Annotated in this window: 20 protein-coding genes and 1 tRNA gene; 10 read left to right on the top strand and 11 right to left on the bottom strand. The window is 58.9% G+C overall.

Annotated elements, in window-relative coordinates; translation table 11 throughout:
* Positions 1 to 1,617: a stealth family protein gene (locus ACTJJW_RS00495; protein ID WP_462642467.1), complete on the top strand. Its 1,617-nt coding sequence runs from the start codon at positions 1 to 3 to the stop codon at positions 1,615 to 1,617.
* Between the two features lie 23 nt (positions 1,618 to 1,640).
* Here ACTJJW_RS00495 and ACTJJW_RS00490 read toward each other — a convergent pair whose 3' ends face one another.
* Both ACTJJW_RS00490 and ACTJJW_RS00485 read right to left on the bottom strand, forming a co-directional pair.
* Positions 1,641 to 2,558, bottom strand: a complete 918-nt coding sequence (locus tag ACTJJW_RS00490) for a phosphodiesterase (RefSeq protein ID WP_462642033.1) — start codon at positions 2,556 to 2,558, stop codon at positions 1,641 to 1,643.
* Positions 2,559 to 2,704: 146 nt separating this feature from the next.
* Positions 2,705 to 4,153: an SNIPE associated domain-containing protein gene (locus ACTJJW_RS00485; protein WP_462642032.1), complete on the bottom strand. Its 1,449-nt coding sequence runs from the start codon at positions 4,151 to 4,153 to the stop codon at positions 2,705 to 2,707.
* 165 nt (positions 4,154 to 4,318) lie between these two features.
* Between ACTJJW_RS00485 and ACTJJW_RS00480 the strand changes: the two genes are divergently transcribed.
* Positions 4,319 to 5,236: a nuclease-related domain-containing protein gene (locus tag ACTJJW_RS00480; protein ID WP_462642031.1), complete on the top strand. Its 918-nt coding sequence runs from the start codon at positions 4,319 to 4,321 to the stop codon at positions 5,234 to 5,236.
* Between the two features lie 19 nt (positions 5,237 to 5,255).
* Here ACTJJW_RS00480 and ACTJJW_RS00475 read toward each other — a convergent pair whose 3' ends face one another.
* On the bottom strand, positions 5,256 to 6,110 hold the full coding sequence (locus ACTJJW_RS00475; protein ID WP_462642030.1) for an NAD-dependent epimerase/dehydratase family protein: 855 nt from the start codon (positions 6,108 to 6,110) through the stop codon (positions 5,256 to 5,258).
* 169 nt (positions 6,111 to 6,279) lie between these two features.
* Here ACTJJW_RS00475 and ACTJJW_RS00470 point away from each other — a divergent pair, with 169 nt between their 5' ends.
* Both ACTJJW_RS00470 and ACTJJW_RS00465 read left to right on the top strand, forming a co-directional pair.
* Positions 6,280 to 6,699, top strand: coding sequence for a helix-turn-helix domain-containing protein (locus ACTJJW_RS00470; protein WP_462642029.1), 420 nt, complete (start codon positions 6,280 to 6,282; stop codon positions 6,697 to 6,699).
* The gene (locus ACTJJW_RS00465; protein WP_462642028.1) at positions 6,692 to 7,993 is read left to right on the top strand and encodes a HipA domain-containing protein; all 1,302 of its coding nucleotides are present in this window, start codon (positions 6,692 to 6,694) and stop codon (positions 7,991 to 7,993) included. The genes ACTJJW_RS00470 and ACTJJW_RS00465 overlap by 8 nt, the downstream gene beginning before the upstream one ends.
* A 19-nt stretch (positions 7,994 to 8,012) precedes the next feature.
* Here the strand turns inward: ACTJJW_RS00465 and ACTJJW_RS00460 are convergent.
* Positions 8,013 to 8,085 (bottom strand) — tRNA-Lys (locus tag ACTJJW_RS00460).
* A 25-nt stretch (positions 8,086 to 8,110) separates the two neighbouring features.
* On the opposite strand from ACTJJW_RS00460, the gene ACTJJW_RS00455 reads away from it, so the two are divergent.
* Together ACTJJW_RS00455 and ACTJJW_RS00450 are read left to right on the top strand one after the other, a co-directional pair.
* A complete protein-coding gene (locus tag ACTJJW_RS00455) occupies positions 8,111 to 8,740 on the top strand; it encodes a DNA-directed RNA polymerase subunit beta (RefSeq protein WP_462642027.1) in 630 nt (209 codons plus the stop codon).
* Positions 8,741 to 8,982: 242 nt separating this feature from the next.
* Complete coding sequence (locus tag ACTJJW_RS00450) at positions 8,983 to 9,462, top strand: Lrp/AsnC family transcriptional regulator (protein WP_462642026.1); 480 nt, start codon at positions 8,983 to 8,985, stop codon at positions 9,460 to 9,462.
* A gap of 85 nt (positions 9,463 to 9,547) precedes the next feature.
* On the opposite strand, the gene ACTJJW_RS00445 is transcribed toward ACTJJW_RS00450, so the two are convergent.
* Genes ACTJJW_RS00445 through ACTJJW_RS00430 form a run of 4 tightly spaced genes read right to left on the bottom strand, consistent with a single transcriptional unit; the run spans position 9,548 to position 13,663 of the window.
* Positions 9,548 to 10,354: an ABC transporter permease gene (locus tag ACTJJW_RS00445; protein ID WP_462642025.1), complete on the bottom strand. Its 807-nt coding sequence runs from the start codon at positions 10,352 to 10,354 to the stop codon at positions 9,548 to 9,550.
* Positions 10,351 to 11,268: an ABC transporter permease gene (locus tag ACTJJW_RS00440; protein ID WP_462642024.1), complete on the bottom strand. Its 918-nt coding sequence runs from the start codon at positions 11,266 to 11,268 to the stop codon at positions 10,351 to 10,353. Before ACTJJW_RS00440 ends, ACTJJW_RS00445 begins: the two co-directional genes overlap by 4 nt.
* A 2-nt stretch (positions 11,269 to 11,270) precedes the next feature.
* Positions 11,271 to 12,452 carry an ABC transporter ATP-binding protein gene (locus tag ACTJJW_RS00435; RefSeq protein ID WP_462642023.1) on the bottom strand — a complete coding sequence of 394 codons (1,182 nt, stop codon included), beginning with the start codon at positions 12,450 to 12,452 and terminating at the stop codon, positions 11,271 to 11,273.
* A complete protein-coding gene (locus ACTJJW_RS00430; RefSeq protein WP_462642022.1) occupies positions 12,452 to 13,663 on the bottom strand; it encodes an ABC transporter substrate-binding protein in 1,212 nt (403 codons plus the stop codon). The genes ACTJJW_RS00435 and ACTJJW_RS00430 overlap by 1 nt, the downstream gene beginning before the upstream one ends.
* 236 nt (positions 13,664 to 13,899) lie before the next feature.
* Here ACTJJW_RS00430 and ald point away from each other — a divergent pair, with 236 nt between their 5' ends.
* From ald to ACTJJW_RS00410, 4 genes are all read left to right on the top strand, one after another.
* Complete coding sequence (gene ald, locus ACTJJW_RS00425; protein ID WP_462642021.1) at positions 13,900 to 15,021, top strand: alanine dehydrogenase; 1,122 nt, start codon at positions 13,900 to 13,902, stop codon at positions 15,019 to 15,021.
* A 482-nt stretch (positions 15,022 to 15,503) separates the two neighbouring features.
* The gene (locus ACTJJW_RS00420) at positions 15,504 to 16,112 is read left to right on the top strand and encodes a sigma-70 family RNA polymerase sigma factor (protein ID WP_462642020.1); all 609 of its coding nucleotides are present in this window, start codon (positions 15,504 to 15,506) and stop codon (positions 16,110 to 16,112) included.
* Positions 16,109 to 16,981: an anti-sigma factor gene (locus ACTJJW_RS00415; RefSeq protein ID WP_462642019.1), complete on the top strand. Its 873-nt coding sequence runs from the start codon at positions 16,109 to 16,111 to the stop codon at positions 16,979 to 16,981. Before ACTJJW_RS00420 ends, ACTJJW_RS00415 begins: the two co-directional genes overlap by 4 nt.
* A gap of 172 nt (positions 16,982 to 17,153) precedes the next feature.
* Positions 17,154 to 17,555: an SRPBCC family protein gene (locus ACTJJW_RS00410; RefSeq protein ID WP_462642018.1), complete on the top strand. Its 402-nt coding sequence runs from the start codon at positions 17,154 to 17,156 to the stop codon at positions 17,553 to 17,555.
* Positions 17,556 to 17,710: 155 nt separating this feature from the next.
* Here ACTJJW_RS00410 and pstB read toward each other — a convergent pair whose 3' ends face one another.
* The 3 genes from pstB to pstC are packed head-to-tail and all read right to left on the bottom strand — an operon-like array spanning position 17,711 to position 20,534.
* Positions 17,711 to 18,490: a phosphate ABC transporter ATP-binding protein PstB gene (pstB, locus tag ACTJJW_RS00405; RefSeq protein WP_462642017.1), complete on the bottom strand. Its 780-nt coding sequence runs from the start codon at positions 18,488 to 18,490 to the stop codon at positions 17,711 to 17,713.
* 17 nt (positions 18,491 to 18,507) lie between these two features.
* Positions 18,508 to 19,590, bottom strand: coding sequence for a phosphate ABC transporter permease PstA (gene pstA / locus ACTJJW_RS00400; RefSeq protein WP_462642016.1), 1,083 nt, complete (start codon positions 19,588 to 19,590; stop codon positions 18,508 to 18,510).
* A complete protein-coding gene (pstC, locus tag ACTJJW_RS00395) occupies positions 19,590 to 20,534 on the bottom strand; it encodes a phosphate ABC transporter permease subunit PstC (RefSeq protein WP_462642015.1) in 945 nt (314 codons plus the stop codon). Before pstC ends, pstA begins: the two co-directional genes overlap by 1 nt.
* Between the last annotated feature and the right edge of the window lie 126 nt (positions 20,535 to 20,660).

Here is a 20,660-nt window from a genome sequence, read left to right as displayed (position 1 = left end):
ATGCCGATTTTCGGTCGCTGGGCAGCTCACTCACGCTTTAACGACGGGGCCTCCTTGATTGACCATGTTTCTTCTCCTGCGGTTGTGAACCGCGATGATGTTGTCTTGCACGATGGACTGCTTGCGCTCAGCAATGACACTCTGACCCCGCGGGAGGCTGTGCGCGACGATCTGTTATTTCTTCGTGGTGTGCTCGATGATGCGGGCATCCAGTTTCTGTTGGTGCGCGGTGATGGTGAAACTCCGGTGTTGGCGGTCGATTGGAAAGATCGCAAGGCGCTCGGCTTTGCTTTGGTCGCTGCCTGCCAGAACGAGCCCTTCTATGTGAAGCCGGCTCGCATCAAGGAGAACGGCAAACCGGTTGCGTCGGATGCACGCGACAGCCCCGTGCTCGTCGCTGATGGTGTTCTGGTTTCGGCGATCAAAGCGAAAGCAATGATGCTGTTTCGCCCGCGCGTTGAGCCTGCTGGTCGTCTCCGTTTTGATGCGCCGTTCGGTGTGCGCCTGGAGCTGTGGGAATACGTGCGCGATGAGGTTGTTGCGCCAAACCCGAACGCCCTAATGCGTCGGTGGGTGCCACGCACTGAAGCGATCGCTGACACCGTCGAATTTTATGGTCAGTCGTGGCCGACGTTGCGAGGAATGTTTGACCCGCTGGCCAGCGACATCAATTTCGACATCGACATCGTGTTTTCATGGGTTGACGGTGCTGAGCTTGAGTGGCAGAAGGCCCGCGCTGCCCGCATGGCGAATTTTGTCGTTGGTGAAGGTGATGACTCTGAGGCGCGCTTTAGGCAGTTGGATGAGCTGAAGTACGCTCTGCGTTCGGTCCACTTGTTTGCGCCCTGGATTCGCAATATCTACATTGCGACTGACTCGCCGCGCCCGGCATGGTTGGCCGAGCATCCGCGGGTCACGTTGATGCGCAGCGAAGACTTCTTTGCGAACCACGACGACTTGCCAACCCACAACTCGCACGCGGTCGAAAGCCAGTTGCACAACATCCCGGGTCTCAGCGAGCACTTCTTGTATTCCAACGACGACATGTTCTTTGGTCGTTCGGTGAGCCCAACTGCGTTCTTTACCCCTGGCGGCGTTTCGAAGTTCATTGAAGCCCGCACCCGCATCGGTTTGGGGGAGAGCAGCATTGAGCGCTCTGGCTTTGAGAATGCGGCCCGGGTGAACCGCCGACTGTTGCAGCAAAAGTTTGGTGCGACGATCACTCGTCACTTGGAGCACGCGGCAACCCCGCTGCGTATTTCGGTGATGAAAGAGCTCGAGCAAGAGTTTCCCGAAGACTTTAAGCGCACCAGCGCGAGTACTTTCCGCCAGGCCACCGATATTTCGGTGACCAACTCGCTGTACCACTACTACGCACTGCTGAGTGGCAAGGCCATGATTCAGGCGGATGCCAAGGTCAAGTACGTCGATACGACGTCGCTGGGCGGTTTGCGCAAGATGCGCTCGCTGCTGCGCAAGCGCTCAAGTGATTTCTTCTGCCTCAATGACGGCAGCTTTCCGGAGGTTTCGGCAGAAGATCGGGCGGCAGCAGTGCGCACGTTCCTCGACGAGTACTTTCCCGTTGCGGCACCGTGGGAGCTGCCAGAAGCGGAGTAGCGGGGCCAGAGTAGCGGCGGGGCTTATGCCGGGATGCTGCTGAGGACGACGTGCGGGTTGGTGGCGGGGGCGATCGTGATGCTGTGCTTAGCCAGTATTGCCGCAGTCTCTTCCGTCGTCACGTAGGCCAGACTGTCGTACTCGCCGAGGGGCACTACCGAATGTAGGACGGTCTCGTCGTACACATGGATCAGGTTGAACGATTGTGCGCCATCCCTGCTGCGACTGCCGCCCACCGCAACGTTGAGATCTTGCGTGTAGCAGGTCGCTGAGGCGACGGAGACGGGGATTCCGGCGAAGGTTGCGGTGGTCGAGTAGTGCAGGTGTCCGGCAATGATGCTGCGGATGTCGCTGCCGCGAATCACTGCAGCCAGCTCTTGTTGCGCACGCAGTTCGACGGTCACGGCAAGATCGAGCATGCTGGGCACGGGCGGGTGGTGCATGGCGAGGAGGGTGCCGTGGGGCGCCGGGGTGGCGAGCACATTCTGCAGCCACAGCAGCTGGGCATCCGTAATGTGTCCGTAGTGGTGGCCGGGCACGGTGGAGTCGAGGGTGATGATGCGCAACCCGTTGATGTCGATGACACGATCGATGGGTTCTTCGGACGCTGCCTCGTCGAGCATCGTTGTCGCGAAGGTGCTGCGGTCGTCGTGGTTGCCCATGACCCACACAACTTGTGCACCGAGACGTTCCGCTGCGGGTTCTACAATCGCGCGCAAGGACCGGTAAGCGTCGGCTTCGCCTTTGTCGGCGAGGTCACCGGTGAAGATGATTGCTTCGGGTCGGGAGCCGGATGCTTCGAGTTCGGAAAACAGTGTGCGCAGCTTCGCCTCGCTATCGAGGGTGTTGTATAGCTTTCCTTCACCTGCCAAAAAGTGCGTGTCACTCAGATGCAACACGAAATGGTCGGGCCGTGGATATTGTGACGCGTAGCCGGTCATAGGACTAGTTGAGCACTTCGGCATGAATGCGAGGTGAACATCCTGCGGCGCGTTGCGGCGTGTGCCCCGGTTTTGAGCGGTATCTCGGGGATGCCGTGACCCGATTTGGGGGCGTGCGCGCCGCTGGCGGGCATGAATTGGTCTCGCTACGCCGTTGCAGAGACTGCGTCTGGACTGGAGCCGCTCATACGGAACTCTGGCGCATCGGCCGACTCTTTGAACTCAAGCACTTCAACATTGTGCTCCTTCAAAGCGTCGAGGACATTTGCTGGCGTCACGCGGAAAAATTCTCGTCGGAGATTAACTTTGTTGACCCGGTGCTCAGCAAACTGGCGGTGAAGCATGGCTTCGATGTCGATCGCATCGTTCGCAAAGAAAAGAGCGTGAACGTCGAATCTGAAGGGGACTGATGCATCGCCCAACTCGGTGACCCGGTCCATCGGGACAAGTCGCCGCGTCATTCCGATCTTCACCATGTGCTCGCCAAATGCCCCGACGTTGGAGATGACGTAGACATAGCCCGCACGAATGTTGGCAGCTCTGTAATCCACATCTTCGATCGCTCGATCGACATCCGCAATAAGCGCACGCATTCGCTCCGCGCCCTCCGCATCGCCTTTGGACACAAGCGCGGCGAGGGTACTTTCATAGTGGGACTTTTGTTTGTCGAGCCGCTCTTGCTCGCGTTTGAGCTCTGCCTCAGCCTTGCGTTGTTCTGCGAGCTCAGCTCGGCGCTCCCGGTCTGCCTCCTTCTCCGCTTGGAGCGCCTGCAAGTGTCGGGAGGCTAGTTCGAGTTCCTTGAGCCGTAGCGAATGGAAATTCTCGGAGACGCGAAGGTCGACCATTGTTCCTTGCCGCGCGATTTGGTCCTTCACTTTCGAAAGGCGTTCTTGAGCGACACCTAGGTTTCCGGCACGCACGGTCTTAATAGCGTTCTCAGACTCCGCGTTATAGGCGCGAAGCATGATGTTGGAGATATCTTTGACAAATTTCTTGCCCTTGCTCGCAGAGTTGTTGAAAGTAAAGTTCGTCGTCGCGGTGACGGCAGTTCGCTGTTGCACCATGCTCTTGATTGCGCTGCGGACGGCGGCAAGCTCAGTACCTAGTGAAACGGAGTTTTCGGCTGGATGCTCGAAATCAAAGAGCCCGACTTCTTGAAGTTCATGGGCCGCGCGGACATCGAGAATCATGCTCTTGGCTACAGCTAGTTCGTTCTCTCTCGCGGTGATCTCGACGGACAGATTATGAAGTGACGTCTCAGTCATTTGGGTTTGCACTTTGAGAGCGACGCGCAGAGCGTCAATTTCGGCGACTTCGAGCAGACCGTGATCGTCGATCAGTTTCGACAGTCGTTGATTCTCCTTTTTCAGCTTCTTCGCCATCTTCATCGAGTTGAAGACTGTGATCTTCGTGTCTTTGGGGCGCTGGGCTTCTTCTGGCACAATCGCGGCTGCAGTTTGCTTCTCTTGCTTCTTGAACCTCGCGAGATCGGCACCTTGTGGCTCGGCGAATTCTTCACGCCATGCGCCACCGTCCCACCACTGCATCCGCGTAGAACCGTCTGAAGCTGGATACCAACCGGCGTTAACTGTCATGTCCTCATGTTCGCACAGGTTGCGGGTAGCCTGCGGGCTGATCGCATGCTGAGTCGCAGGTGGCGCTCAGAGGCTGAGTGCGTAGCCCTGTTGGGGGCCGCACCGTTCTCCACAAACGAGTTAGCCTCGAATTGGGTGCGCTCAGGGGAGCGTTTTGGAGGTCGCATGACTGATGACGCTTTTGCTAGGCAAGCTGCTGCTATGCGAACTCCGTCGGGACAAGACCTGGCTGAACAAACAACGGTCGAGGCGATTCGCGCTGAGTCGACCACGCCACCGCCAACGCTGGCTACACGCCCAGCCGCCTACTCGGTCATCGCCGAGGTCTTCCGGGTGCAGGCTGACGTGGCGCCGCGAAGTGCCCTCAGACGGGTCCTGGGCGTGAGCCCTCTGCATTCTGATGCCGAAAGCTGGTTCTCTGGAGCGCACGGCGAACTGAAGGTAGGGGAGTTGCTCTCGCGCCTCACCCCTGAATGGTTAGTGCTGCATGCAGTTCCGGTCGGCCCCGGCGATAGCGACGTCGACCATGTGCTTGTCGGGCCTGCGGGTGGCTTCACGATCAACACGAAACGTCACCGCGGCCAGAAAATTTGGGTTGGCGAACGCATGCTGATGGTTGCGGGGCAAAAGACTGACCACTTGCGCAACTCTCGCTATGAGGCCAAACGCGCGGCCAAGCTACTCACTGCCGCGACGGGAATTCCTGTCGAAGCGCACCCCATTCTGGCGATTGTCGATCCCGCATCTTTCACTTTCAAGCAGCGCCCCAAAGACGTCAGCATCATGGATGCTCGTGCCTTGCCTCGGTGGCTCAAACGCCGTAAGGCCGTGCTCGACCCCGAAACCGTGCAACCTATCTCAGCAGCCGCCGTTGAATCGCGCACCTGGCACCGCAATGCGGACCTCACCATCGACCCCGCCTACCTCGACCGCTTTCGCACACTCGACAACGAGGTCACGCAAGCGTGGCGTATGCGGATGCTCTGGGTTCTTGCTGTAGCGATCGGTGCGGGTATCGCGGTGATCGCCTTTCTGCTCCCGCTGGCGAATGAGTTACTCGGGACTGTTGGCGGGTTGGGCTAACGCTGCGCCTCAGCGCCAGTTAGTCTCGCCAGCTGTGCTTCGGAACCCACCCCAACAACCGCTCGGCCTTTGCGATCGACGTCAGCGACGTGTTGATACCGAGCTCGCCACGAACCTCAACCTCGGGGAACACCTCGGCGAGCAACTCCGCATTGGGCCGCGACATGACGGTGTCGGCGGCGAAGATGTTGAAGACGTCATAGCCGGGGCGGGAGGTTTCCAGAGCCAAACGAATGGCGTTGGCGCCGTCGCGGGCATCGATGTAGCCCCACAGGTTCCAGGACCGCTGCCGAGCATCCGCATCGAAGCTCGGGAACTCGGCGTAATCGGCCGGGTCCATCACATTCGAGAAGCGCAGCGCGGTGACGCTCAGTTCGGGATCCCAGCGCACAAACTTCTGCGCCATCTCCTCCTCAAGGTGCTTCACCATCGAATACGTCGACTCGGGACGGGTCTCATACTCCTCATCGAGGGGGATGTAGGGCGGGGGAGTCTCGAACGGCAAACCCAACACCGTCTCACTCGACGCATACGCAATAGTGCGGATACCTAACCGCTTGCACGCCTGAAACACATTGAACGTGGCATTCATGTTGTTGTGGAAAGTGGCCACATCTGACCACAGGCCAGGAGCAGGAATAGCGCCAAGGTGGGCAACGGCATCCAAACCCTCGTGACGGTCATTGACGCCGGCGAGAGCATCCACCACCTGGCCATAATCGGTGAGATCAACATAGGTGAACTGGGTGCGATCAGGACCAGCCATATCGAGCACCGTGACCGTGTGGCCGGCAGCACGCAAACCCGTGACTGTGGCTCGGCCTAGCTTGCCGTTGCCGCCGGTGACGGCGATACGTAGGGGAGTGGATGTCATGGTGGGCTCCTTTGCTTGGTGCGGTTGCAGAAAGTTGGTGCTACCAACTTCTCGCGTCGAAGTATCGCATCTGTATTACATTTAGCCAAATGTACTATTTGCGTTACATTGCATTCGTTGTACGATATATATGACATTACGGATGATGGCTAAACGATAGGGAGGCGATGTGAGAATTAGAACAGAAGACGATTTTGGTGCTGTAGCTCGTCAGCGCCGTCACGACCTTGGCCTTTCCCAAGCCGACCTCGCGCAACGCGCTGGTGTAACGCGACAGTGGCTCGTGCGCTTCGAACGCGGCAACACCGAAGTGACACTGTCGAAAGCGTTCGCTGTGCTCCGTGAACTAGACCTGCTTCTGAGTGCAGATCCTGCCGAACTGCGCAGTCTCACAATCAAAGTTCCGCAGGTCAGCACGAGCTTCACGCTTCCGAAAGTGCGGATACCTTCGCTCAATTTCGAAGATACGCGGCGTAGCTTGAACAACTTAGGTTCCGCAGCCACGCCCGCGATGCTCTCCGAAGTTCGCGAGTCGATCCGGCGGCTAAACGCAGACTACGGCGATAGTCGGGAATCATCGCATGAGTAATACCCTCGATGTATCTCTCTATGGCCATCAGATCGGAACGTTGCGTCGACTGGGAGCTGAAGCGTACGTGCTCGAGTATGACGTGGCGTGGGCCAGCGCCAATGAGGCAATACCACTCTCGCTCTCCCTTCCGCTTTCGTCACGAACGCATACCGGTCCTCAGGTTGCGAACTTTATCGACAACCTCTTGCCAGACAATCCAGAAGTGCGTCAACGCTGGGCAACCGATGCCGGGCTGGATACCGTCGAACCCTTTTTCTTGCTTGAGGTCTACGGTGAAGACGTAGCTGGCGCAGCCTCGTTCAGGAAGGCGGGTGCAACGGAAACGCGTGGCAAGAAGCCATCGACAGACGCTGATATTGCGGAACGCATTCGTCTACTGCAAGAAGACGAGACTGCGTGGCACGACGGCGCCGAGCCGCCTCTGGGGCAATTCTCTCTTGGGGGAGTGCAGACCAAATTCTCGCTGGCGCGACATGACGATAAGTGGTTTGAATCAACGGGAGCAGACGCATCCACCCACTTGTTCAAACCTCAAGTCACAGGGGTGCGAGACGGCGAGCTCATCGAGTATCTGATCATGCGCACTGCGTACTTCCTAGGAATACCGAGCGCGAAGGTCGATCTGTTCGACCACGGAGGGCAGCACTCGCTAGTAGTCGAACGGTTCGATAGGCAACTCGATAATGATGGAGTAGTCCGCTTGCACCAAGAAGACGTACTCCAAGCCTTAGGTGAACCGCGACTTCGCAAATACCAGACAAACAACGGCCCAGGAATTGACCACATCGCTGAGCTTCTGAAGAAATTTGCAGATCAGGCCTCGCGCGAGCGGTACGCGGCCATGCTGCTTTTCTCCTGGCTAGTGCTGTCGACAGATGGGCACGCCAAGAACTACTCGATCTTCATAGAGCCGGATGGCGCGAAACTGACGCCCCTCTACGACGTGTCCTCAAATATTCCGTATCTAGGTAAAGATCGAGGCCTCGACGTGGAGTCGCTGCTGATCCGTGCCGGTAACCAAAACCTGGCCGTGAAGTACGGGGCTAGCTATCGGGTTGGCGACACCGGGCGCTTCGAGTTGGAAGTGATCGCGAGGCAAAGCGGAATGCCAGCCGATGAGCTGCAAGCAATCGTCGCGCTCATGCTCATCGAAATTTCGGACGTAGTGTCAGACGTGGCGTCAGAAATGCCCGCCCACCTCCAGACGGATACCGTAGCGCGAGCGGTCGAATGGATGCCGCGCCGGGTCAAACAGGCCGCAGAGTCGTTGGGCCTGGGGGCCCTTCTCTAGGTTATTGCGTCAAAAAATGTGGGCCCGGCGGGGCTCGAACCCGCGACCCGCGGATTAAAAGTCCGATGCTCTACCAGCTGAGCTACAGGCCCTACATGTTAAGCGTACCGTGATCTTATGGCCGAAAATTTCCATAAGCCCACGCAGTACTCGACAGATAAGTTTGACACATTCGAGGGCGGTCAAGATCCCGCTCAAATAATGCGCGCAGCCCACGATACAGCCCACGCGCTCGTCGACGGTGCACGCGACACAGATGACCCTGCCGTGCTCGACCGCATCGTCGCCTACACCGACCAACACGGCATCGATGCGCTCGCAGAACTCTGGTCGCGATCAAGCGCTGGCAGCCTCCCCGGCGCACTCTGGCGCATCTATTTATTGCGGGCCGTCATCCAACAGGATGCCGTGGGCACGAGCCTTCTCTTTCAGCGTGGCATCGACACCCTCACCACCATTGATGCTGCCGTCACTGGTGCCGTGAACCCCACCGGTCCGCACGAGATCAAGGACCTTGCCGATCAGATTTTGCGCGGCTTGTTCAGGGGCGATTTTGGTGTCGCGCTCGACAGGGCCGCATCGTTCAGCCGCATTCTGGCATCGGGGGCAGGAAGCGTCGCCGATGATCAAGAGCTGCTGAACCCGGAGCGCGCAAGCGAACTCACGACGCGGGCTGCTCGCTACTCGCTCACCGCAGAAGAGTTCACGACCTGCGCCAAACTATTTCGGGCCGGATCGCTCGACTAACTTGCTCAGATAACAACCGCTCGGCTAACAACCAACATCGCACCGACGATCAGCCGGCTGATGAGCCCACTGGCGGGCATCCGCTGCACGCGAAAATTGCCCAGAACTATGCGCTCGACAAGCCACAGCCTGTCGCACCTTGAACTAGAACCAGGGTTGAAATCGTTTGTATTCCGCCGTATTTTGCGCCTCTAACTACGGATTCGCTTGCTGGCGGGCAGTCAGGCTGACAGAATCGATAAATGAATGCACAGAGGCGCTCACTGCCGCGGCCGGCGCCAATCGATGAGGTGTCGAAGAAGATCATCGAGCAGTTGCAAGCCGACGGCCGACGGTCCTATGCCGAGATCGCCAAGGCTGTAGGCCGGAGTGAGGCAGTGGTGCGTCAGCGGGTGCAAAAACTGACGGATGCCGGCGTCATGCAGGTCGTCGCGGTCACCGACCCGATGCAGTTGGGGTTCCATCGTCAGGCGATGATTGGCATCCGTGCGTCGACCGATACTCGCGTGTTGGCCGAGCGTTTATCCGCAATCAGCGCTGTGGACTATGTCGTCCTCACGGCCGGCAGTTTTGACATCCTGGCCGAGATCGTCTGTGAAGACGATGACGAGTTGCTCGAACTACTCAATTCACACATCCGCAATCTCGAGGGAGTCATCTCCGCCGAGACGTTCGTGTATCTCAAACTCCATAAACAGTTCTATAACTGGGGAACACGGTAAAGAAAGACGCTGACAGCGCCCACGGAAGCGCGACGATGAAGAAGATGTTCTAGCTGGTCACCTCGACCAAGGTGCGCTACTCGACCTAGTTCATCTTGGCGAGACGCTTGGCGCGGGCAGCGCCAGACACCTGCACGCTCACCACAACCACCAGCGCCAAAATGAACACTGCTGAAGCAATCACGTTCGCCTCGGCGGGAATGCCTCGAGCCGCCGAAATCCAGATGTACTTAGGGAACGTCGCCACAGAGCCGGAGTTGAAGTTCGTGATGATGAAGTCATCGAACGACAACGCGAACGACAGCAACGCCGCAGCGAGAATTCCGGGAAGCAGCAGTGGGAACGTGATGCGCAGAAATACTTGAAGCGCCGACCCGTAGAGGTCTCGACCGGCCTCCTCGAGAGCCGGATCCAAGGTTGCGACGCGGGCCTTCACCGCAACCACCACAAAGCTGATGCTGAACATCGTGTGCGCCAGAATGATCGTCAGCATGTCCTTTGGTACGCCGATCGACAGGAACTGCGCGGCGAGTCCGGCACCGAGTACGACCTCCGGAGTCGCCATCGGAAGGAAGAGGAACAGACTCAGTTGCGAGCGGAACTTGAAACGGTAGCGCACCATCGCGATAGCGATCATGGTGCCGAGCGTGGTCGCCGCCACCGTCGCCACCACCGCGATGAAGATGCTGTTGCCGAAGGCCTCGCAAACAGCACCATTCTGCACATTGCAGACATTGAGCCACTTGTCGAAAGTGAAACCGCGCCACGTGATGTTCGATTTGAGCGAGTCGTTAAAGCTGTAGACGAAGGTGTAGCCGATCGGAATCATCAGGATCAGCAGCGCAAGCGCGGTGTAAACGGGCAGTACCCATTTGCCAATGGAGAGTTTCACAGAAGCTCCTCCGTTCCGGATTTCTTCACATACAAGCTAACGATCACGAGAATTGCTGACATCAGAATGATCGAGAGAGCTGCGCCTGCGGGATAGTTCTGCAGCACAAGAAAGTTCGCCTCAATCACATTGCCTATCATCTGGGTGCCGGTGCCACCGAGAAACTCTCGGCTCGCGTTAATGTAGTCACCCGCTGCAGGAATGAAGGTCAGCAAGGTTCCCGCCACGATGCCTGGCATGGACAGGGGGATAGTGACCTTGCGGAATACGTGGAACGGGCTGGCATAAAGGTCATTTCCCGCTTCGAGGTAGCGCACATCGAGCCGCTCCAGAGTCGTATACAGCGGCAATGTCATGAACGGAATGAAGTTGTAGGTGAGGCCGAAGATCACCGAGAATGCGGTTCCAGTGACGTGCGCGTCTGGAGCGAGCACAGACATGGCTTTGAGTGATGTCACTAGGAATGATTCGTCGGAGAAGAGCTGCTTCCACGCCAGAGTACGGAGCAGAAAGCTGATGAAAAACGGCGCGATAACCAGCACCAGCGCGAGGCTCTGCAGCAACGGCCAGCGCCTGGCCTTGACTCCAATAAAGTACGCCAGCGGGTAACTGATTATCAGAGCAAAGAACGTGGCAGTAATCGCGTAGCCGAACGAACGAATAATGTGCGGCCAGTAAGCAGTGACGACGTCAACATAGTTCTCCCAGCGGAACGCGTAGCTGAACTCACCGAAGTCACCGAACTCTGTCGGTGCTTTGAACGAGGTCAGCAGAAGCGACACTAGTGGCGTGAGAAAGAAGAGAACCAAATAGAGGATTCCGGGGAGCAGGAGAAGGAGCGCTACCGGACTCGTCTTTCGGGCAGTATCAGCTGGAGCGGGCGCAGTCGACGAGGAGAATGCGGCAAAGGCCATCGCTATGCATCCTCTAGTCGATGCTGCGCGGCGATCGTGCGAGTGTCGAGATCAGGGGAGAACCGCGGTGCATCCGCCGGGTCGTCATCAAGACCAAAGCCGTGGTCTATGGTCCAGCTGAGCCACACTTCGTCGCCTTCCCGAACGTCTGAGCCAAACGTCATGTTTTGCGCGAAAACGACGAGCTTGCCGGCGCCAGGAACGTCGACCATATATTGCGTGCTCACACCGCTGAACGAGACGTCAATCACCCGGCCAGGGCCCATCACGTTGACATCGAGATCGTGAGTGGGTGCCGTAGAGTGCAGAGTCAACTTCTCTGGGCGGACGCCGATCGTGATCTCGCCGCTGGTGCGATGCGCTCGGTCGATGGGTACGGTGATCTTCTGCCCAGCCACGTCGACCGAGATCCCTGTGCTCGTCGTGCCTACGACAGGGCCGGTGAACAAGTTCGACTGGCCGAGAAAATTCGCGACAAACGAGGTTCTCGGCAGTTCATAGAGCTCCTGCGGGGCACCCATCTGCTCAATGCGGCCTTTGTTCATAACCGCGATCGTGTCGGCCATAGTCATAGCCTCTTCCTGATCGTGAGTCACGTGCAGGAAAGTGAGGCCGACTTCCTCTTGTATTGATTTGAGTTCAAGCTGCATCTGGCGACGCAGCTTGAGGTCGAGCGCACCGAGCGGTTCATCAAGAAGGAGCAACGCCGGGCGGTTGACAATGGCGCGCGCTAGCGCAACCCGCTGCTGCTGCCCACCTGAGAGTTGCTGGGGCCTTCGGCTCGCTAGGTGGTCAAGCTCGACGAGGCGCAGTACCTCGTGTGCCTTTTCCAGCGGATCGGCCATCTTGCGGCGGCGCAGCCCGAAAGCGACGTTCTCCAGCACGGTCATGTGCGGAAATAGGGCGTAGCTCTGAAAAACAGTGTTGACGGGGCGTTGGAACGACTTCTGGTTGGTCACATCTTGACCGCCGAGCAGGATTCGCCCAGCCGTCGGAGCCTCAAGACCTGCCACGAGCCGCAATGTTGTCGTCTTGCCGCAACCAGACGGACCGAGCAGGGCAAAGAACGACCCTGCGGGGATGGTGAGGTTGAGGTCTTCGATCGCGGTGAATCCAGGGAAGCGTTTATGAATCCCCACCAGTTCCAAGTCGGCTCCACTTTCGGCGAAGGTGTCTATCGCCATCAGACTGCGCCGAGTAGGACGCTCTGGAAAGCGGTGTTGTACTTCTGCTCCTCTGAGTTGTCTAGTCCGCGGAACACGAAAGCTTTGGAGAGCGTGTCCTCGTCGGGGAAGATGAGCTTGTTGTTGGCGAGTGCAGGGTCAATGGCCGCGGCAGCTTCTTTGGCTCCGGAAACCGGGGTGATGTAGTTCACATAGGCGGCGACTTCGGCCGCGACGGCAGGATCGTAGTAGTAGTTGATCATTTCTTCGACGTTTGACTTCGCGCCGCTACCGATCGGCACCATGAAGTTGTCGTTCCAGAGGGTTCCACCAGCGTCAGGAACGATGAAGTCCCACTTGTCACCGTTCTCGGCATTAAGCTGAACGATGTCACCCGACCACACGATCGCAGCGAGAGTGTCCTCGTTGACGAGGTCCTCTTTGTACGAGTTGCCCTTGATGTTGCGAATCTGACCATCGGAAACCTGCTTGGAGAACTCGTCAATCGCGGCGTTGAACTCGTCATCGCCCCACTTTCCAGAGATATCAACACCCTGATCGAGCATGATCAGGCCCATCGTGTCGCGCATCTCGGAGAGCACGCCGACACGGCCCTTAAGCTCGGGTTTCCAGAGGTCCTGAACGGATTCGATCCCATTGGGCAGTTGCTCCTTGTTCCAAGCAATGCCGGCGAACCCACCCTGCCACGGGACGCTCATCTCGCGACCCGGATCGAAGTCGACGTTCTGCAGCGAAGGCAACAGGTTGTCCAAGTTGGGCATCTTGGCGTGGTCGAGCTTCTGGGTGTAGCCGAAGCGGATTAATCGAGCGACCATCCAGTCGGTGAGGCAGACAACATCTGCCCCAATGTCTTTGCCCAGTGAGAGTTGATCTTTCACTTTGGCGTAGTAGGTGTTGTTGTCGTCGACTGCTTCGGTGTACTCGACCTTGATGCCGGTCTGAGCTTCAAAGGCGTCGATAGTGGGATAGCCGCCCGCGTCATCGACGTCGACATACAGCGCCCAGTTGTCCCAGCGAATCTTCTTGTCCTCGGCACTCGTGTCAGGCGCTGCGGTCAATTCGTCAGGTCCTGTAGAGCAGGCGGCGAGCGCGAGCGCGGTCGCCCCGGCAGTGGCTCCGGTGAGCAATGTGCGTCGACCCATTTTGGCGTTCTGCGCCTGGCTGATCAGCTGGCGGATCATGGGATCGGTGGGTAGCGGCTTGGACTTCATTGGAGGTTCTCCTAAGCATTTTCGACACTCACGCGTTCAGCCCCGCAACGTTGCGGGTTGCTCGATAATGGCACATATGCGCCGTAAAATCACTACAAAGTGCTTAAAACGTTGCTATCGCAATCTGTTTGTCACGAAATCAGCACAAAACGGAAACAAATACCCACCAAAAGACCGGGCGCAACTACTAGGCTGATTGCCGGGCAGCGCTGCCCGGCAGAGAAACAAGGAGCGAAATGAAGATCGCAGTCCCGACCGAAGTAAAGAACAACGAATTTCGTGTTGCGATCACACCAGCGGGGGTTTACGACCTGGTTTCGAACGGTCATAGCGTTGCGCTGCAGTCTGGTGCGGGGATAGGGTCATCTATTCCTGATGACCACTATGTGGCCGCTGGGGCAACGATCATGCCCGATGCGGCGACGACCTGGGCCACGGCCGATCTGCTCCTCAAGGTGAAAGAGCCCATCGCAAGCGAATACGACTTTTTTAGACCGGATCTGGTGCTTTTCACGTACCTGCATCTGGCTGCAGAACCCCAGCTCACTGCAGCGCTGCTCGAGGCCGGTGTCACCTCAATTGCCTACGAAACGGTACAACTGCCCAACCGGGCGCTTCCGCTGCTGGCCCCGATGAGTGAGGTCGCCGGTCGTTTGGCCCCGATCGTCGGTGCGAACGCCATGCTCAAACCCCAGGGCGGGCCGGGCCTGTTGGTTCCCGGCGTTCCTGGTACCCATCCAGCACGGATCACCATACTCGGGGGTGGTGTGGCCGGCACCGCCGCAATGCAGCTGTCACTGGGTCTCGGTGCCGACGTCACGGTGCTTGACACGAACTTGTTTCGATTGCGAGAAATCGATGCCCTGCACTTCGGTCGGGTCAAGACCATCGCCTCGAATAGTTTCGAAATTGACAAGGCCGTCGTCGAAGCCGACATGGTGATTGGTTCTGTGTTGATCCCGGGCGCGAAGGCACCCAAATTGGTCAGTAACGAGCTCGTATCACGCATGCGGGCAGGCAGCGTGCTCGTCGACATCGCCGTCGATCAGGGCGGCTGTTTCGCCGATACCCACCCGACAACGCATGCCGATCCCACCTTCACGGTGCACCAGTCGCTGTTCTACTGCGTCGCAAATATGCCCGGAGCCGTGCCGAACACGTCGACCTACGCTCTGACCAATGCGACCCTCCCGTATGTGCGGGCCATCGCGAACCGCGGGTGGCGCAGCGCTGTGCAAGCGGATGGCGCACTCGCCCTAGGCCTGAACACTTTCGGTGGTGCCGTGGTCAGCGCCCCGGTCGCGAGCGCGCACGGACTCGAGCATCTGCCCCTGGCCGACGTGCTCGCAGAGAGTTAAAGGCCTTGAGACGCTTGGCCCAGAACCGCTCGACGGTCAGGTGCTGGCCGGTGTGTCGCGGGTGGACACCCGAGGGGGCGGTCCCTCGTGGGGTGAAGATTCCCGCGGTCACCGCACAAGCCACACCCTGTTGCACCTCGAACTAGAACCCGGATTGAGAACGCACACAGCAAGCACTTTGCTAAGCTTTTCGTTGCCGGGCCACAGTAACCCCGGGCTCCAAAATTAGCCGCTTAGAGCGGCCTCGCGTCGTGAGGCGTTTCTGTGGCCCGGCTTTTTCTCGCCCTTGCGCCCTCGCGACATCCCCTCGACCGTTTTGGCTTCCGCGTGCAATTGCTGCACCGACCAAACCCCTTAGGGGAGGGCGCCGAATTACCCACCAGTGAAAGCAACTGACGAAATCCATCGCTAGCCCCGCATCCACTGCCTGAAATTTCGCTACTGAACCATAAAGCTGCGATGAAGGAGCAGAGGAACCTGTCATGCTGGGAGTTATGTCTCGTGAAGCTGAGGTCAGCGCGCACCCCGAAGATTCCGGGGCGCCTGCCGCGAGCCCGCAAGACCTACTCGAGCGTGTCGCTACTGGTGACCGGGTCGCCTTCGGCGAGCTGTACGACCAGCTGGCCCCACGCGTCTTCGGACTCGTCAAGAGGCTCCTGCGCGACCACTCACAGTCTGAAGAAGTGACTCAAGAGGTATTTCTTGAAATCTGGCAAACCGCAACCCGATTCGATGCGAATAAGGGGGCCGCGGTGAGCTGGATTCTCACGATGGCTCACCGCCGAAGTGTTGACCGTGTGCGTGCATCGCAGTCGGCCCGCGACCGCGACGTTCGTATCGGCATCCGTGATCACAACCCGGACTACGATCACGTCTCAGAAACCATAGAAGTCCGACTCGAACACGAAAGGGTAGAGAAGGCCATGTCCCGGCTGACAGAACTCCAGCGCCAAGCTGTCTCCCTTGCGTACTACGGTGGCTACACCCACAGTGAGGTCGCGACGATGCTCAGTGTTCCTGTCGGCACTGTCAAAACCCGACTACGTGATGGCATGATCCGCTTACGCGACGAAATGGGGGTGGCATCATGAACGACCGCAACGACGACCTCGCCACCCAGTCCGGTGCCTATGCACTCAACGCGTTGAGCCCCGAAGAGCGCGCAGCTTTCGAAGCGCACCTTGCCGAATCGGGCGAAGCTCGCACCGAAACCACTGAACTTTCTGACACCGCGGTAGCACTCGGTATGGCCGTTGCCCCGGTCACGCCACCGCCCGCGCTCAAAGCCAACCTCATGGCGATGATTGCACAGACTCCGCAGTCGCCCCGCGAGACGCCTGCTGTTGAAACACCTGCGACAGAAGTGCCCGTGGTCGAAACGCCCGCGCTCGCACCGGTTGTCGCTCTGGCTGCTCAGCCTGAAGCAACCCAGGCAGCGGCACCCGTCGCGGCATCACCCGCTCAGGCGAAGGCGCAGGCGCGCTGGTTTACCCGTCCAACGGCCGCACTTGTAGCGGTTGCTGCAGCAGTTGCGCTGATCGTTACCGGTGGAATCGTCGCCGATTCGATTGGCCGCACCACGCTTCAAGAAACAAGCTTCGCTGCGCAGCAGGCTGACCAGCTTGCATCCATCAACGCGGCAAGCGACTCGCAGAGACTCGTGTCGACGGTCGCTGGTGGCGCTACCGCCACGTTGGTGTGGTCGGAGCAGCTCAGTACCTCAGCGGTCATCGTTGATGGCCTAGAGCCGCTTCCTGCCGAGCAGGTTTACGAACTCTGGTACATCGACAGCGTTGGTGCACGCCCGGCCGGTCTTATGGATGCATCCGAAGATGGACCCACCTGGCGCGTGCTCGACGGCGAAATGGCACCGGGCGACGTTGTCGGTGTCACGATCGAGCCCAGGGGCGGATCGGATGCGCCAACCACTCAGCCCATCGTCGTCTTCGAGAGCGCCTAGCGACTCACCCGCGACGGCGAAGGGAAACTGCTCTCGATTGCTTCTACGTTCCGGTTACCGGCAAGGAACCGACGTAGCCCTTGGGAAACAGTACGCTGCTGCTCAGTCGTAAAGATCTCTGAGAGCATTTTGTCGAGTTCGTGCTCGAGTTCGATCAGTTAAGGAACTGAAAATGGAATACCAAGCGACCAGAGAGATCCGCGCATCACAGTCAACAATCGCGACCATCCTCGCGGATATCGAGGTTCTGCCCGATTGGAACCCAGCCATCTTCTCCGTCACCGACGCAGACAGTCCAGCTATTGTGAGGAAGCCCTACGCGATCAAATCCAATCTTCCAGGAACGGCAACCCTGACCTATCAGGAAATCACGCCAACTCGTATCGTCTGGCGACTCGACGGTTGGCTAGCCCACGAAACAGGAACCTGGGATATCGACGCGATAACCCCTCTGACCACCCGAGTAACGCACACGATCACACACGACGGCCTGCTCTTCCGTTTGCTGTCCGGCAATTTCATCACTGTTCCCAACCTCCGGCTCGATCGCCTACAGCTCAGGTCGGAAAGCTAACGTACAGCCCGGCGACGGTGACAAGACCGCAGCACCTTTGCCGCAATCCGCTTCGCGCGAGCACCACACGGCGGTGCGCAACAAAGATGAAGTCCAGACAAACCCGGCGGGGAAGCACGTCCTTTGGGCCTGCCGCACGATTAGGTGACAGGTCGTTACCCGAACTTGCCCGAGACGTAGTCTTCTGTCGACTGGATGCTCGGGTTCGAGAAGATCGTGTTGGTGTCGTCGTATTCGATGAGCTTGCCGGGCTGGCCAGTTCCCGCGATGTTGAAGAAGGCGGTGCGGTCCGACACTCGTGCGGCCTGCTGCATGTTGTGTGTCACGATCACGATCGTGTAGTCCTGCTTGAGTTCCTCAATGAGGTCCTCAATGGCAAGGGTCGAGATGGGGTCGAGGGCTGAAGCCGGCTCATCCATCAGCACGACATCGGGCTTCACGGCAATTGCGCGCGCGATGCAGAGTCGCTGCTGCTGTCCACCAGAGAGCCCAGATCCGGGCTTGTCCAGACGCTCTTTGACTTCCTGCCACAGGTTTGCGCCGACGAGTGATGATTCGACGAGGTCGTCGGCGTCGTTCTTGCTGATGCGCCTGTTGTTGAGCTTCACACCGGCGAGCACGTTGTCGCGGATCGACATCGTGGGGAAGGGGTTGGGGCGCTGGAAGACCATACCCACGTGCCGACGTACGCTCACCGGGTCAACGCCGGGTGCGTAGAGGTTGTTGCCGTCGATGAGCACTTCACCCTCTACGTAGGCGCCGGGGATGACCTCGTGCATGCGGTTAAGCGTGCGGAGGAAGGTCGATTTGCCGCAACCGGACGGGCCGATAAGGGCGGTGACAGTACGGGGCTCAATCGTGAGCGATACATCTTCTACTGCGCGAAACTTGCCGTAGTAGGCGTTGAGATCATTGACTTCGATGCGCTTAGACACGAATAGGGTTCCTTCGGTTATCGACCGGTCTTGGGGGCGAAGATCTTGGCGATGATGCGTGCCAGGAGGTTGAGTGCCATCACGATCAGGATGAGGGTGAGCGCTCCGGCCCACGCCCGATCAATGTAGGACTGGGCGTCGGTGCCCTGCGAGATGTATGAGCTGTACACATAGACGGGCAGGCTCTGCATTCGGTCGCTGAAGAGCGAATAGTTGAAATTGTTGGTGAAGCCTGCAGCGACAAGCAGCGGCGCAGTCTCTCCGATCACGCGGGCGATAGAGAGCATCACCCCTGTCGTGATTCCGGCGATGGATGTCGGCAGCACAACTTTCATGACGGTCAGCCATTTGGGTACACCGAGTGCAAACGCAGCTTCGCGCAGTTCGTTGGGAACAAGTCGCAGCATTTCTTCGCTCGACCGCACAACCACGGGGATCATGAGCACCGACAGGGCGACGGCTCCGGCGATTCCGATGCGAACACCGGGTCCGAAGATCATGACGATGAGGGAGTAGGCGAAAAGTCCGGCAACGATCGAGGGGATGCCGGTCATGACATCCACGAGGAAGGTGATTGCTTGGGCGAGGCGACCGCGGCCGTATTCGACGAGGTAGATCGAGGCCATGAGCCCGATCGGCACGGAGATGAGTGTTGCCGCGAGCGTCATCTGTAGGGTGCCGATGATGGCGTGGGCCGCACCGCCACCTTCGCCGACGACGTTGCGCAGCGAGAGTGTGAAGAAGTCGAGGTCGAACCGGGCCGCACCGTTGATCACGACCGTGTACAGCAGCGAAATCAGCGGCAGTAGAGCGACTACGAAGGCGAGGGTAACGAGAGTGGTTACGAGCCGGTCCGTGGCGCGACGGTGGCCTTCAACGAGCCGTGAGACGGTGGTGAGCACAATCGCGTAGAGCACGACCCCAAAGAGCACAGCCCCGACAATGTTGAATTCGCTTGCGGGCTGACCTGCCTGAACGAACAAAAAGATGATGACGAAGGTGGCGAGGCTGCTGATGAGCATCAGCAGGGGTGCCCAGCGGGGTAGCTGGCCTGCGGCGTAAGCGTTCTCGATGGGGCGCGAGGGCGTTGTGGTCGTCATCAGTTCGCTCCCGAGAATTCCTTGCGGCGGTTGACGATGTAGCGCGCGATCGTATTGACGATCAGCGTGATCGCGAAGAGGATGAGGCCGGTCGCGATGAGCACGTTGACGTTGAGCCCGTAAGCCTCAGGGAAGCTTAGGGCGATGTTTGCGGCAATTGTTGCCGGGTTAATGGAACTGATGATGTCGAAGGTGATCACGTTTGATGCGGAGAGCACCATCGCGACGGCCATGGTCTCGCCCAGTGCGCGGCCGAGGCCAAGCATGGCGCCGGAAACGATGCCGGCGCGACCGAAGGGAAGCACCGCTACTTTGATCATTTCCCAGCGAGTGGCACCGAGGGCGAGAGCTGCTTCTTCGTGCAACACGGGCGTCTGCAGGAAGACTTCACGGCAGATGGCGGTAATGATCGGCAGCACCATCACGGCAAGCACGATGGATGCGGTGAGGACAGTTCGACCGGTCCCTGAGGCGGGTCCGGCGAAGAGGGGGATCCAGCTGAAGTTTTCGGCGAGCCACGCGTAAAACGGTTGAACTCCGACGGCAAGAACGTTGGCGCCCCACAGGCCAAAGACCACGGAGGGCACCGCAGCGAGCAAGTCGATGATGTAGCCGAGAGTCGCGGCGAGTGGGCGGGGTGCATAGTGCGAAATGAAAAGCGCAATGCCGATGGCGATGGGCACCGCCATGAGCAGTGCGAGTGCGGCCGACCAGATAGTTCCGAAGACGAGGGGGCCAACGTAGGCCCAGAAGTTGGTGCCCTCGAGGAGCGTTGTTTCTTCAGGGTCGGCGACGATGCCAGGGATGCCCTGAATCACGAGGAACGCGGCTACTGCGGCGAGGATTGCGAGGATAAGAGCGCCAGCAGCGAGCGCTGTACCAGAGAAGACACGGTCTCCTGGGCGCTGCTTCGCGCGGATACGGCTGGCCGCGGTCGAGGTCATGTGTCGAGTATCCCTTATCCCTGGCTTGGCTTAGTGCGTCGTGACTGGTTGGAATTGGACTCTGGGCAGTCTATTGCGCACGGCCCAGAGGAAAGTCTGCCCGACCCCGCTGCCAGTAGCAACGGG

The organism is Rhodoglobus galactosidasius (assembly GCF_054957775.1).
Note: the sequence above shows the minus strand (reverse complement) of the source record. Positions and strands in the feature narration are given on the sequence as shown.

Coding starts and splice junctions, on each gene's coding strand:
- ACTJJW_RS00495 (WP_462642467.1), top strand. CDS start 1: ATGCCGATTTTCGGTCGCTGGGCAGCTCACTCACGCTTTAACGACGGG.
- ACTJJW_RS00490 (WP_462642033.1), bottom strand. CDS start 2,558: ATGACCGGCTACGCGTCACAATATCCACGGCCCGACCATTTCGTGTTG.
- ACTJJW_RS00485 (WP_462642032.1), bottom strand. CDS start 4,153: ATGACAGTTAACGCCGGTTGGTATCCAGCTTCAGACGGTTCTACGCGG.
- ACTJJW_RS00480 (WP_462642031.1), top strand. CDS start 4,319: ATGACTGATGACGCTTTTGCTAGGCAAGCTGCTGCTATGCGAACTCCG.
- ACTJJW_RS00475 (WP_462642030.1), bottom strand. CDS start 6,110: ATGACATCCACTCCCCTACGTATCGCCGTCACCGGCGGCAACGGCAAG.
- ACTJJW_RS00465 (WP_462642028.1), top strand. CDS start 6,692: ATGAGTAATACCCTCGATGTATCTCTCTATGGCCATCAGATCGGAACG.
- ACTJJW_RS00455 (WP_462642027.1), top strand. CDS start 8,111: ATGGCCGAAAATTTCCATAAGCCCACGCAGTACTCGACAGATAAGTTT.
- ACTJJW_RS00450 (WP_462642026.1), top strand. CDS start 8,983: ATGAATGCACAGAGGCGCTCACTGCCGCGGCCGGCGCCAATCGATGAG.
- ACTJJW_RS00440 (WP_462642024.1), bottom strand. CDS start 11,268: ATGGCCTTTGCCGCATTCTCCTCGTCGACTGCGCCCGCTCCAGCTGAT.
- ACTJJW_RS00435 (WP_462642023.1), bottom strand. CDS start 12,452: ATGGCGATAGACACCTTCGCCGAAAGTGGAGCCGACTTGGAACTGGTG.
- ACTJJW_RS00430 (WP_462642022.1), bottom strand. CDS start 13,663: ATGAAGTCCAAGCCGCTACCCACCGATCCCATGATCCGCCAGCTGATC.
- ald (WP_462642021.1), top strand. CDS start 13,900: ATGAAGATCGCAGTCCCGACCGAAGTAAAGAACAACGAATTTCGTGTT.
- ACTJJW_RS00420 (WP_462642020.1), top strand. CDS start 15,504: ATGCTGGGAGTTATGTCTCGTGAAGCTGAGGTCAGCGCGCACCCCGAA.
- ACTJJW_RS00415 (WP_462642019.1), top strand. CDS start 16,109: ATGAACGACCGCAACGACGACCTCGCCACCCAGTCCGGTGCCTATGCA.
- ACTJJW_RS00410 (WP_462642018.1), top strand. CDS start 17,154: ATGGAATACCAAGCGACCAGAGAGATCCGCGCATCACAGTCAACAATC.
- pstA (WP_462642016.1), bottom strand. CDS start 19,590: ATGACGACCACAACGCCCTCGCGCCCCATCGAGAACGCTTACGCCGCA.
- pstC (WP_462642015.1), bottom strand. CDS start 20,534: ATGACCTCGACCGCGGCCAGCCGTATCCGCGCGAAGCAGCGCCCAGGA.